This is a genomic window from Flintibacter muris (assembly GCF_943192995.1).
Lineage (GTDB): Bacteria > Bacillota > Clostridia > Oscillospirales > Oscillospiraceae > Lawsonibacter > Lawsonibacter muris.
In genome coordinates this window covers 15,479-27,980 of the sequence record NZ_CALPCP010000024.1, presented here as the reverse complement: position 1 = coordinate 27,980, position 12,502 = coordinate 15,479, and the positions used below count along the sequence as shown (strand labels likewise).

The following is a 12,502-nucleotide window of genomic DNA, read 5'->3' as shown; positions in this document are numbered from 1 at the left end:
TTTGGTCGTAGGAAAACTCCTCCGTCAAATAGGCCGCAGTAAGGCCAAGGCCAAAAGCGGACAAAAGGACAAGAAAGACGCAAAGGGGCCAGAGCAGCTTTTTCATTACTTCTACTTGTCCAGGATTGGCTTTGTGCCATTGCCTACGTCGGTGTGGCAGAAGATTTCTCCCCCAACCTCATTGGCGGTCAGCAGTTTCTGTTCTCCGGTGCGCATATCTTTTAAGGTGTATTTGCCCTGCTTGATTTCATCCTCGCCAAGCAGGATCACGTAGGGAACCCCCAGCTTGTCGGCGTAGGACATTTTCTGCTTGAACTTTTTCTGCTCACCATGGATCTGAACCTGAAGCCCCCGGTCCCGCAGATAGGTAGCCAGCTGGATAGCAGGGCCCATGTCCTCGGTCATGGGGAGAATGAGCGCGTCGGCAGGGGAGGTGTTCATGTTGTCGTTGAGATAACCCTGGTCCTCCAGAACAAAGAACAGGCGGGTCAGGCCGATGGAAATTCCAACGCCAGGAAGTTGTTTATCGGTATAATATTCCGCTAAGTTATCATACCGCCCGCCAGAGCAGATAGAGCCGATCTCCGGGTGGTCCAGCATGGTGGTCTCGTAGACGGTGCCGGTGTAGTAGTCCAGCCCACGGGCGATGGTCAGGTCCAGGACGAAGTGGGTCTCGGGCACGCCAAAGGCGGCCAGGTTTTTCGCTACAGCGGCCAGCTCATCCAAACCCTCATCAAATTTGGGTTCCTGGCCCCGGTACTCCTCCAAAGCGTTGATTACTTCTTCGTTGCTGCCCTTGATGGCAATGAACTTGAGAATTTTTGCCGCCTGTTCGTCATTCAGGCCGATATCAGGTGCGGTGAGCAGCTCCCGGACAGATTTTTCTCCGATTTTTTCCAGCTTGTCCACCGTGCGCATAATAGACCCGGCCTGAGGGGTCAGGCCCAGCATGGCATAGAAGCCGTTTAAAATTTTCCGGTTGTTGACCCGGATCTGGAACCGCTTCAGCCCCAGGGAGGTGAAGGTTTGGTAGATGACGGCGGGAATCTCGGCATCGTTGAAGATGTCCAGCTTGCCGTCGCCAATGATGTCAATGTCCGCCTGATAGAACTCCCGGAACCGGCCCCGCTGGGCCCGCTCGCCCCGATAGACCTTGCCGATCTGGAAACGGCGGAAGGGGAAGGCCAGCTTGGCGTAATTCAGGGCCACGTACTTGGCCAGAGGGACTGTCAGGTCAAAGCGGAGGGACAGGTCGCTGTCCCCCTTGGTGAAGCGGTAGATTTGTTTTTCCGTCTCGCCGCCCCCCTTGGCCAGCAGAACCTCGCTGGCTTCAATCAAGGGGGTGTCCAGGGGGGTGAAGGCATACCGGGAGAAGGACTCCCGGATGATGGCCGCCATGCGGTCAAAATGGATCTGCCGGGCAGGAAGGAGCTCCATAAAGCCGGACAGGGTGCGGGGTTGTACCTTAGCCATAAGTCGATTTCCTCTCTTTCTCAATGACACACAGTTTATTTGGTTTCGCCTGACTGGCGGGATATTATGAAAAACGGAACGCTCCCATCCCCAAGATTGGACGGGAGCGCGCACATGCGGTGGGGACCGCCGCTTACAGAGCGAAGGGAACCCGGTTGGGGTTCATACCCTCGCGCCAATCCAGATCGCCCCGGGCCAGACTGTGGATGAGCAGCTCAGCGGTGGCCACGTTGGTGGCCACGGGGACAGAGTGCTGGTCGCACAGGCGGGTGATATACAGCACGTCCTTGTCCATCTCCTCATCCTGAGGGGAGTTGAAGAACAGCACCATATCGATTTCGTTGTATATAATGCGCTGGCCGATTTGCTCAATTCCGCCGTGCTCGTGGGAGAGGAAAAGCTGGACAGGCAGGCCGGTGGCGTCGGCTACCATACGGCCGGTGGCGTTTGTGCCGCAGACGGAGTGTTTGGACAGGATGCCGCAGTAGGCGGTGCAGAACTGTACCATCAGCTCCTGCTTTTTGGTGTGGCTCATTATGGCGATGTTCATGGCTGCAAGACCTCCTCATTTCGTATTTTTTGGGGTAGATGGAATTATCGGATGCGCATGATGGGTACCCGGTTCCCCTCCAGCCGCTGGGCAATGTTCCAGCAGGCCAGGGCGGCACCCCGTTTGCCCCGGGTGGTAAGGGGCAGGCCCAGGTTGGCGCACAGGATGACCTGGGGGTCCTCCGGCACCACTCCAATCAGGGGCAGCCCGGCGGCGTTCATAGCGTCGTCAATGGTTGCGCGCAGCTTGCGCAAAAGCTTGGTTTGAATCCGGTTCATAACCAGATGGATTTGCTTGAGGTGCTCCAGCTCCGCCACCGTGCGCTGGGCGTCCCGCAGGGAGGAGGCGTCGTTGGTGGAGATGACGATAGCCCGGTCCACCGCGCAGGTGGCCAGCCGGAAGCCGGCGCCCAGGCCGGCGGGGGAATCGATAAGGATGTAGTCATATTCGGCGGCGGAGTTCAGTAAGGAAGTTACTTTTTCGGCGGTGAGGCTGGCCGGCAGGGTCATGGGAGCGGTGAGCAGAGAGAGCCCCTTCAGGTCGGGGTGCTCAACCGCGGCCCGGGCCAGGGGACAGCGCCCCAGCGCCACGTCGGAAAAGTCCATCAGCGCCCGGTCGTTCAGTCCCAGAGAGATGTCCAGATTCCGCAGGCCGATATCCATGTCAACGCACAGCACTCTGCGCCCCATAAGGGCCAGAGAGCAGGCCACGCCGCCAGTGATGGAGGTCTTTCCTGTGCCGCCTTTTCCTGATGTGATCGCAATGACCGTTCCCATGGAAGAGACCTCCTAACCTTACAGCTTTAGTGTACCATAAATCTGCCATCCGTCAACCTTTTCCCATAAAACTTTTAGAAAAAATTTACAATTTCTTTGCAGTTTTGGGAAAAGTGCCCCGTCACAGGGGCTCTTTTTGTATTTTTGCCCACCGGCGGGGGTAGCCCTTCAACGTGGGGGCCAGCTTTTCAATGATAATCAGACGGTGGGTAACCTCTGTGCCCGGAACTGTGTAGTCCTTGATATCCGCAACCCGTCCGCCCAGCAGTTTGACGGCGTGGGCGGCCTGCTCCAATTCCTGCGTGCTGTTGGCGGATTTCATGGCCAGAAACTGTCCGCCCACCTTTACGTAGGGCAGGCACAGCTCACACAGGACCCGCAGGTCAGCCACTGCCCGGGCCGCTGCAAAGTCGAAGCTGTCCCGATAGCCCTTTACCAGGGCCTGCTCTTCCGCTCGGGCGTGGAGAGTGCGGACGCCCTCCAGTTCCAGAGCTGTGCTCACTTCATCGAGCCAGTCCAGCCGCTTGTTCAGGGAGTCCAGCAGGGTGACATCCAAAGTGGGGACCATTATTTTCAGTGCCAGGCCTGGAAAACCCGCCCCGGTGCCCACGTCAATGAGGGTTTTCCCCTGAAAATCGCAGTAGTTCAGCAGGGCGGCGCAGTCCAGAAAGTGCAGCCGGGCCGCTCCCTCCGGCTCCCGGATGGCGGTGAGGTTCATCACTTGGTTCTTTTCCAGGAGCAGCTGGCCGTATTTTGCCAGCCGGGCGGGGGCGGTTTCTGGAATTTTGCCGGACAGATTCAGCTCCTCCAGCCCGGCGGAGATGATTTGTTCCATCACTTACCCTCCCAGAACGGAGACTCCAATAACAGCAGCGCTGTCAGAGAAGTTGGACAGCAGTCCGGCAATGCCGATAGGCAGGGTGGCCAGGGCCAGCAGCCAGCAGATGACTGCCAGGATGATGGCGGGCCATTTGCCCGGCCGGCCCGCTGTCCGCCAGGACACCAGGGACAAGATTCCCAGTCCGATCAGTCCCGGGACGGTGAGCAGCGGACCCAGGTTGCCCAGTGTGGTGGCGGTGAAGAAGAAATAGGTGGTCAGAGCCAGCAGGATCAGGGCGTAGACAACTCCAATCCAGGCCAGGGTCCGCTTGACGGGGGAGGAGGGGGTGAAGCCCGGCTCCTCCTTCTCCTGTGGGTTGCGTTTGTCCATTTACTTCTTCTCCTTTAGCAGGTCTCGGATCTCAGCAAGCAGTTTTTCCTCAGGGGAGGGCTGGGCAGGGGCGGGCGCTTCGGCGGGAGCTTCCTCCTTTTTGCGGTGGAACTTGTTCATGGTTTTGATGATGCAGAACACCACAAAGGCCATAATCAGGAAGTTGAGAACCGCTTGAATAAAGTTTCCGTAGGCTATGACCGCTCCGTTGATGGTGAAGGACAGGTCGGCAAAGCTGATGCTGCCGGTAAAGATACCCAGAAAGGGCATGATGATGTCGTTAATAAGGGAGGTGGTGATGGCGCTGAATGCCCCGCCGATAATGACGCCAACGGCCATATCCATCACGTTGCCCCGGGCGATAAATTGCTTGAATTCTTCCATGAATTGTTTCATTGGTGTACCTCCACGGTTGTTTTGGGCCGCAGATTACCAGGCCTTGTCCTCACTGCTGCGGATGCGGGTCTCTTTGATCCCCATCTGGAGATTATAAAGGGTTTTGTTCAGGGAGGTAATCTCCTGTTCCGTCAGCTGTGCAAAGAGGATGCCGTAGCGGAACTGGCCGGGGGCGTGTTCCACGCACCGGACGATCTGGCCGATAAAGTTCAGCGGGGCGTATTCCTCCAGCTTTACCCGGACACGAACAACCTCGTCCTCCATATGGATGTACTCCGACTGGATGCAGCAGCCGCCGGTGCTGATGTTGACAAGCTGGCACTCCTCTGGATTTCTGAACCGGTCGTCCTCCTTGCGGTAGATGGACACAGGGGCGGAGAAGGGGAGACGGAAGGTATCCCGATTCTCGATGTGGCTTTCCACCTTCAGGTCCTTGAGCTTGAGGGTGGTGCGGGTGGACTCCTCCACAGTGGCGCTGAGGCTGATGGGAATCAGCTTTTTGTCGTAGCCGCTGAGATTTACCGCGGAGTTGAGCGGGGTGATTTTAAAGGACAGCTCCCCAGGCAGGCGGCTCAGGGTGAGGGTGTCATCTGTGCGCTCGGTGATCCGTCCGGAGAGCAGGGGGCTGCCCTCCTTGGTCATTACTTCAACGCGCATGCCCTCAAACAACTCCCCGGTGGGGGCGCTGTCTGTCTGCTGGCCGGGAAGGGAGGGCTGTTCCAGCTCCAGCTCGTCATCATCTTCCTCTGTATCTCTGGAAAAGAATGAAAAGATACCCATAATAATTCTCCTCCCTCTTTTACTTGTTAGGGACCATGACCTCCAGGCCGCCCATGTAGGGCTGGAGGACCTTGGGGATTACAACGCTGCCGTCGGCCTGGAGGTTGTTCTCCAGGAAAGCAATGAGCATGCGGGGGGGCGCCACCACGGTGTTGTTCAGGGTGTGGGGCAGATAGGTGCCCTTCTCTCCCTTCACCCGCATTTTCAGGCGGCGGGCCTGAGCGTCTCCCAGGTTGGAGCAGGAGCAGACCTCAAAATACTTCTGCTGCCGGGGAGACCAGGCCTCAATATCGCAGGACTTCACCTTCAGGTCAGCCAGGTCGCCGGAGCAGCACTCCAGCTGGCGGACGGGAATGTCCAGGGAGCGGAACAGTTCCACGGAGTACCGCCACATCTTCTCATACCAGTCCATGGAGTCCTCGGGTCTGCACACCACAATCATCTCCTGCTTTTCGAACTGGTGGATGCGGTAAACGCCCCGCTCCTCAATGCCGTGGGAGCCCTTCTCCTTGCGGAAGCAGGGGGAGTAGGAGGTGAGGGTCTGGGGCAGGGAGTCCTCGGGGATCATCTGGTCAATGAATTTGCCGATCATGGAGTGTTCGCTGGTGCCGATCAGGTAGAGGTCCTCACCCTCGATTTTATACATCATGGCCTCCATGTCGGTCTGGCTCATGACCCCCTCCACCACGTTGCCGTGAATCATAAAGGGGGGAATGCAGAAGGTAAAGCCCTTGCCGATCATAAAGTCCCGGGCGTAGGCCAGCACCGCCTCGTGGAGCCGGGCCACGTCGCCCATCAGGTAGTAAAAGCCGTTACCGGACACCCGGCCGGCGGCATCCATGTCCACCCCGTTGAAGGACTCCATGATCTCGGTGTGGTAGGGAATGTCAAAGCTGGGGGTGACGGCCTCACCAAAGCGCTCCACCTCCACATTAGCGGAGTCGTCGGGGCCAATAGGGACGGAGGGATCGATAATGTTGGGGATGACCAACATGATTTTCCGGATTTTTTCCGCCAGCTCGCCCTCCAGCTGCTCCAGCTGGGCCAGGCGGTCGGCGTTGGCCTTTACTTGGGCCTTGGCCTCCTCCGCCTCGGCCAGCTTGGAGGGGTCCTTCTTGGCCTGGCCCATGAGCATGCCCACTTTCTTGGACAGGCTGTTGCGGCTGGCCCGCAGCTCGTTGGCCTCGGACATGGCGGCGCGGTTCTGGGCGTCCAGCTCCAACACCTCATCCACCAGGGGGAGTTTTTCCTCCTGGAATTTCTTTTTGATGTTTTCCTTTACCGCATCGGGATTTTCCCGGATAAATCGGATATCGAGCATGTTGTTTCTCTCCTTATATTAGCTTAGTGTTTCACGTGAAACATTGCGGATTATTTAATGACTCTCCCCCGAATTTCCATATACCGGTCGTAGGGGGAGAAGCGGTCGGTGCCGGTAATGTTCTCTGTGGGGAGATCGTTTTGGAAGTTGTCCTCCTCCAGAGCGGTGATGAGCTGCTTGCACAGGGCGGTGCGCCCCCGGACATAGGCCTCGTTGATCTGCCAAAAGTATTGCATAGCCACATCTGACCGCTGTTCACCCTGGAGCTGGGCTTGAAGCACTTCTTGTTCTTCCTTTGCGGCGGCAAGCTGATCCTGCAGCTCATTGATCTGATCTTCCAGTGTGTCGGTCTGGGTCTTCAGTTGGGTATTTTCGTCAATCAGTCCCTGGAGGGTCTGGGCGGCGGAGTTGGACTGCTTTAAATCGTCAATCTGCTGCTGGCTTTGCCGGCGCTCCATCATAAAGGTAAACAGCAGCAGGACAAAAGCCGCCATGAACATGATCGCGATATACTGGAAGACGGAGTTGCGCCGTTTGCGCTGCTGGGCGCGCCGCCGCCGGCTGTCCGAATCGGGGGAGGAAGGATGCCGTTTTTTGGAATTGTCCTCAGGAAAGCGGTGGGCGTCCTCTATAAAGGGTTCGCTGGGGCCATTTTTACGTCCCTCAGCCATCTTGTCCACCTCCCTGCGCCTTTAAACTTTGCAGCAGGGCCAGCAGGGTCTCCAGGTCCTGCTCATTATAGTATTCCAGCTCTATCCGGCCCTTTTTGCCCTTATGGGCGATTTTTACCTTGCGGCCCAGGCGGCCGGCCAGATCTTTCTCCAGCTCGCCCAGGTAGAGAGAGAGGTCGGGGCCTGTTTCCTTGGGTTGGACTGGCTTCTCCTTTTGCAGCGTCTTAATCAGGGCCTCCGTCTGACGGACGGAGAGCTGCTCCGCTACCACCCGCTTGGCGGCCTCCTTTTGAAGGGCGGCGGTGGGTGCGCCCAGAATAGCCCGGGCGTGTCCGGCGGAGAGAACGCCCTCCTCCATCAGGGTCATTACCTCGTCCGGCAGAGCCAGCAGGCGCAGGGTGTTGGCAATGGCGGGGCGGGATTTTCCCATTTGCTGGGCCACCTGTTCCTGGGTCAGGCCGTACTCCTCCATCAGGGTTTGGTAGCCCCGGGCCTCCTCAGCCGGGTTCAGGTCCTCCCGCTGGAGGTTTTCGATCAGTCCCAACTCCATTACCTTGCGGTCGTCCGCCTCAATAATAACGGCGGGCACCTCCTGGAGCCCGGCGGCTTTGGCCGCTCGCCACCGCCGCTCCCCGGCAATGATCTGGTAATATCCCGAGGCCAGCCGGCGCACGGTGAGGGGCTGGATAATGCCATGGACCCGAATGGATTCGGCCAGATCGTCCAGCGCGCCCTGTTCAAACCGCTTTCGTGGCTGATTCAGTCCCGGTTCCACCTGGGAGATAGGCAGGGCTACCGATCCTTCCCCCTGGGCTGGCAGCTCCGGATCGCCCAGCAGGGCGTTCAGCCCCCGGCCCAGGCCCAGTTCTGTCTTTCGTTTTGCCATATTTTTACCTCTTTATTGATTTGTCACTGCTGGGTCAAAGCGGCGCACATCTCTTCCGCCAGAAGCTTGTAGGCCTCGGCGCCCCGCGAGTAAGGGTCGTAGTCAGAGATGGGCTTGCCGTGGCTGGGCGCCTCAGAGAGGCGGACATTCCGGGGAATGACGGTGGCATACACCTGGCCGGGGAAGTGGCGCTTGACCTCCTCCGCCACCTGCAGGGACAGGTTGGTGCGGCTGTCAAACATGGTGAGCAGTACCCCCTCCATAGTCAGATTGGGGTTCAGCTTCCGCTTTACCAGGCGGACGGTGGACAGCAGGTCGCTCAGCCCCTCCAGCGCGTAGTATTCGCACTGGACCGGGACCAGCAGGGAGTTGGCGGCGCACAGGGCGTTGACTGTGAGCAGCTCCAGGGAGGGCGGACAGTCGATAAAGATGAAGTCATAGCTGTCCGCCAGGGTGTCCAGAGCGTTTTTCAGCAGCATCTCCCGGTTGTCAATGCCTATCATCTCAATGCCCGCACCGGCCAGCGCCTTGTTGGAAGGCAGCACATCACCATACCGGGTGGACACAATGGCCTTGCCTGGATCGGCGTCACTAACCAGCAGGTCATAGACGTTGGGGGAGGCGGTGTTTTTGTCCACCCCCATACCGGATGTGGCGTTGGCCTGGGGGTCAAAGTCGCACAGCAGCACCCGCTTGCCCAAGGCGTGGAGCGCGGCGGTGATGTTGACGGTGGTGGTAGTTTTACCCACACCGCCCTTTTGGTTGACAACGGCAATAATCTTTGCCATGAATAATGGCCTCCTTGAGGAAAATAAGTAGTTGTATCATGCTTACAGCGGCCTTCGCAATTTCTGCCAGCCGGGCCAGTCAGGGATGCGGCCCGCAGTCAGTAATTTTTGCGCTTGCTATGATTATATCAACCGCTGTCAGATATTTCAACTGTTTTTCAAGATTTCTCAAAAAGAAAGGGGGAGCCGCACAGCGGCTCCCATGTTTCACACTGAAAGTCAATTTTGGCGCTGTAGGGAGCGCCGTTCACAAAAACTGCAACCAGCGGCGGGCCGAATGGTCCAGCTCTACAAGCCGGAAAGAATTTTCTGAAATTAATTTCTGTGTGTTTCACGTGAAACATTACCCCGCCCGGCGGGGAATATGTATGGTCAGGGTAATCTCTTCATCAGAGTCCTGGCGGCGGCACTGGGCGTCCACCCCGGCGGAGCGCATAATGTCCAGACTGCGGGTGATGGTGTTCAGGAACAGCCGCACGTCCTTGATGACAAAGGTGGGCCGCCTCCGCCCGGCGGGGGCTTGAGCCATAAGCATACCGTCTACCAGAGCCTCGGTTTGGGCCACAGTGAGGTTGTCCTCCGCAATTTGCCGGGCGGCGTCAATCTGCTGGCTCTCCGAGTTCAGGCGAAGCAAAGCACGGGCATGGCGTTCGGTGGCGCTGTGGTCCCGGAGGGTGGACAGTACCTCATGGGGCAGCTTGAGCAGCCGCAGCTTGTTGGCCACGGCGGACTGGCTTTTGCCAATGCGCCGGGCCACATCCTCCTGGGAGACGTGGTAGGTGTCAATCAAACGGCGGAGTGCCAGGGCCTCTTCCCAAAAGTCCAGGTCCCGGCGCTGAAGGTTTTCCACCAGAGCCAGCAGGGAAGAGGACTGGCTGTCCGTCTGGATAGACAGGCAGGGAACGGTTTCCAGCCCTGCCAGCTTTGCCGCCCGCAGGCGGCGCTCCCCGGCCACAAGCTCCCACTGTCCGTCCCGACGGCGGACGGTCAGGGGTTGAAGCACCCCCAGCTCCTGAATGGAATCGGCCAGCTCCTCCAGCTCCGGCTGGGTAAACGTGCGGCGGGGTTGATAGGGATTGGGGTGAATGGCGTCAACAGGGAGAAAGAGCACCCGTCCAGTCTCAAAAATCCCCTTTTTTTGCAGCGGCCACATGAAAAAACCACCTTTCATTTGTGTAATATACGGAATGGTACTTATTACAATAGCAATATCAGATTTGCCGCCCCTATGGGGGTGTGCCAACAAATTTGAGTATTGCAGCAATGTGGGAAGGACGGCTTACAGGAATAGTTTACCATAAATTGGAAATCAAAGCGTCGAAAGCCGTCGCCCAGGAAAAATTTCCTGGGAAACCGGTACAGCCCAGGGGTTTTGGGCTGTCCGCGTCTTGCGGAAGTTGGAAGGATTTGGCGAAAAAGACAAGAACTGGCCCAAAAAATTGGTTAAGATTGAAGGAAAAACGGGAAAAAAAGGATTGAAAAAAGAAAGAATTTCTTGTACAATGTATCCGTGATAATTTTTGAAATAGGACGTGGCCCGGCCAGTTCGGGCCACCGTCGTTTTTTCAGAAAGGCGGTAAAACCCCATGGAGCTGTTAAAGCAGCGTATCCGCAAAGACGGCATCGTGAAGGGGAATGATGTGCTGAAGGTGGACAGTTTTCTGAACCACCAGATGGATGTTGCCCTTTTTGAGGAGATCGGCAAGGAGTTTCTGCGCCGGTTTGACGGCTGCGGCGTGAACAAGATTCTGACCATCGAGGCCTCCGGCATCGGGATCGCTTGTGTCACGGCGCAGTTTTTTCATTGCCCGGTGATTTTCGCCAAGAAAACTCAGACCAAAAACATTGCCGGAGAGGTGTACACCACCAAGGTGGAGTCCTTCACCCATGGCCGGGTGTATGACGTGATTGTCTCCACCAAGTTTCTGGGCCCTCAGGACAGAGTGCTGATTATTGACGACTTTTTGGCCAACGGCGCGGCCCTGGAGGGGCTCATTGACCTGGTGAATCAGGCCGGGGCCCAGTTGGCCGGGGCGGGCGTTGTCATTGAAAAGGCCTTTCAGCCCGGCGGTGACCGTCTGCGGGCCAAGGGCATCCGGGTAGAATCCCTAGCCCGGGTGGCCTCTATGAGCGAGGAGTCCGGCGTGGAGTTTGTGGATTAAAACCGAAGCAATTCGGTTTTAATATATAAAGAGGAAGAACAAATTTTAAGGAGGAAACAGAATGAAAAAGTTTCTTGCGCTGGCTCTGGCCGCTGCCATGAGCCTGTCCCTGGTTGCCTGCGGCGGCGGAAACACCAGTACCCCCGCGGCTTCCGGCAATTCGCCTGCGGCAGGCAGTGGCAGTGATGTATCCACCCCCGCTCCCGCCGGTAACGGCGATTTCAAGGTGGGCGCCATCTATATCACCAGCCAGAACGATGTGGCCGGCTACACCTTCCAGCACCACAACGGCATCACCACCGCCATGAAGGACCTGGGCATGGACCCCGCCACCCAGCTGCTCATTGTGGACAAGGTGGATGAGGACTATGACGCTGTGTGCAGCGCCATCGACATCCTGGCTAACCAGGGAGCCAACGTGATCTTCGGCATCTCCTTCGGCTATATCGACGCCATGAACGACAAGGCCGGGGATTACCCCGAGATCTGCTTCTCCCACGGCACCGGCTATCTGGGCAATGAGACCAACTTCAACAACTACTTCGGCCGCATCTATCAGGCCCGCTATCTGGCCGGCATCGCCGCCGGTATGAAGTCCTGGGAGATCGGCAACCCCGCCGTGGGCTATGTGGCCGCCTACAACACCGAGTATGCTGAGACCTGCTCCGGCATCAACGCCTTTGCGCTGGGTGTACAGTCCGCCAACCCTGAGGCCACCGTGTATGTGAAGAAGATCAACATCTGGGGTGACGAGAACCTGGAGCGCCAGGCCGCCCAGGCTCTGATCGACACCTACAACTGCGGTGTCATCTCTCAGCACTGCGACTCCGCCCAGCCCCAGCTGGTGGCCCAGGAGAACGGCGTCTTCGGCTGCGGCTACAACTCCGACATGACCGAGCAGGCCCCCAACGCCCACATCACCGCCGCCATCTGGCACTGGAACGTGTACTATCAGACCGCTATCGAGGCCGCCATGGCCTGTGACGGCGACGCCTCCCAGTTTGTGGACAAGATGGGCGGCAACGCCTACTACGCCGGTCTGGCCGAGGGCTTTGTGGACGCCTCCCCCTTGAATGAAGCGGTTGCCGCGCCCGGCACCAAGGACGCAATGGAGCAGGTCCGCCAGATGATGGTAGACGGCGAGTGGGACGTGTTCACCGGCGTGAAGCTGAGCTATATCATCAGCGACGACGGCGAGCTGGAGGTTGTCAAGACCGAGGCTGATCTGGTGGATACCAACGGCACGGTGATCGTGCCCGCCGGCGGCCCCTCTGTGGACGACGGCGTGATCAAGGGCAGCATGGATTACAATGTAGCTGGCGTGATGGAGGGCTGATCCTCCCGCCAAATCAACGCAGACCCGAACCGGGCCGGCCGGATACCACCGGCCGGCCCGCATATTTATTGGCAGCAGAATACCAAAATCAGGCACAGGGCGCATTGCCGTCCAAATGCCGGCATGCTGTGATATAATCCGTCCGGCAAATCG

14 protein-coding genes are annotated in these 12,502 nt (G+C 58.0%); 2 read left to right on the top strand and 12 right to left on the bottom strand.

Annotated elements, in window-relative coordinates; genetic code table 11:
• Positions 1-111: 111 nt before the first annotated feature.
• From hisS to NFS22_RS15905, 12 genes are all read right to left on the bottom strand, one after another.
• On the bottom strand, positions 112-1,473 hold the full coding sequence (gene hisS / locus NFS22_RS15960; RefSeq protein WP_251318697.1) for a histidine--tRNA ligase: 1,362 nt from the start codon (positions 1,471-1,473) through the stop codon (positions 112-114).
• A gap of 133 nt (positions 1,474-1,606) precedes the next feature.
• Entirely contained in the window at positions 1,607-2,023 is a 417-nt protein-coding gene (locus NFS22_RS15955; RefSeq protein ID WP_251318696.1) for a methylglyoxal synthase, read from the bottom strand.
• Between the two features lie 44 nt (positions 2,024-2,067).
• Positions 2,068-2,799: a nucleotide-binding protein gene (locus tag NFS22_RS15950; RefSeq protein ID WP_251318695.1), complete on the bottom strand. Its 732-nt coding sequence runs from the start codon at positions 2,797-2,799 to the stop codon at positions 2,068-2,070.
• A 121-nt stretch (positions 2,800-2,920) separates the two neighbouring features.
• A complete protein-coding gene (gene rsmG, locus NFS22_RS15945) occupies positions 2,921-3,634 on the bottom strand; it encodes a 16S rRNA (guanine(527)-N(7))-methyltransferase RsmG (protein WP_251318694.1) in 714 nt (237 codons plus the stop codon).
• Positions 3,635-3,637: 3 nt separating this feature from the next.
• Positions 3,638-4,009, bottom strand: a complete 372-nt coding sequence (locus tag NFS22_RS15940; protein ID WP_251318693.1) for a hypothetical protein — start codon at positions 4,007-4,009, stop codon at positions 3,638-3,640.
• A complete protein-coding gene (gene mscL / locus NFS22_RS15935; RefSeq protein ID WP_251318692.1) occupies positions 4,010-4,405 on the bottom strand; it encodes a large-conductance mechanosensitive channel protein MscL in 396 nt (131 codons plus the stop codon). It lies immediately after the preceding gene.
• 33 nt (positions 4,406-4,438) lie between these two features.
• Positions 4,439-5,185 (bottom strand): PilZ domain-containing protein, encoded by a 747-nt coding sequence (locus tag NFS22_RS15930; RefSeq protein ID WP_251318691.1) that lies wholly within the window; start codon positions 5,183-5,185, stop codon positions 4,439-4,441.
• A gap of 19 nt (positions 5,186-5,204) precedes the next feature.
• Entirely contained in the window at positions 5,205-6,506 is a 1,302-nt protein-coding gene (gene serS, locus NFS22_RS15925) for a serine--tRNA ligase (protein WP_251318690.1), read from the bottom strand.
• 50 nt (positions 6,507-6,556) lie between these two features.
• A complete protein-coding gene (locus NFS22_RS15920; RefSeq protein ID WP_251318689.1) occupies positions 6,557-7,177 on the bottom strand; it encodes a hypothetical protein in 621 nt (206 codons plus the stop codon).
• Complete coding sequence (locus NFS22_RS15915; protein ID WP_251318688.1) at positions 7,170-8,063, bottom strand: ParB/RepB/Spo0J family partition protein; 894 nt, start codon at positions 8,061-8,063, stop codon at positions 7,170-7,172. Before NFS22_RS15915 ends, NFS22_RS15920 begins: the two co-directional genes overlap by 8 nt.
• A 23-nt stretch (positions 8,064-8,086) precedes the next feature.
• Positions 8,087-8,851, bottom strand: coding sequence for a ParA family protein (locus NFS22_RS15910; protein ID WP_251318687.1), 765 nt, complete (start codon positions 8,849-8,851; stop codon positions 8,087-8,089).
• Between the two features lie 343 nt (positions 8,852-9,194).
• A complete protein-coding gene (locus NFS22_RS15905; RefSeq protein ID WP_251318686.1) occupies positions 9,195-10,004 on the bottom strand; it encodes a ParB/RepB/Spo0J family partition protein in 810 nt (269 codons plus the stop codon).
• Between the two features lie 433 nt (positions 10,005-10,437).
• Here NFS22_RS15905 and NFS22_RS15900 point away from each other — a divergent pair, with 433 nt between their 5' ends.
• Positions 10,438-11,013, top strand: coding sequence for a xanthine phosphoribosyltransferase (locus tag NFS22_RS15900; protein WP_251318685.1), 576 nt, complete (start codon positions 10,438-10,440; stop codon positions 11,011-11,013).
• A gap of 61 nt (positions 11,014-11,074) precedes the next feature.
• Positions 11,075-12,349 (top strand): BMP family ABC transporter substrate-binding protein, encoded by a 1,275-nt coding sequence (locus NFS22_RS15895; RefSeq protein ID WP_251318684.1) that lies wholly within the window; start codon positions 11,075-11,077, stop codon positions 12,347-12,349.
• The last annotated feature ends 153 nt before the right edge of the window (positions 12,350-12,502 follow it).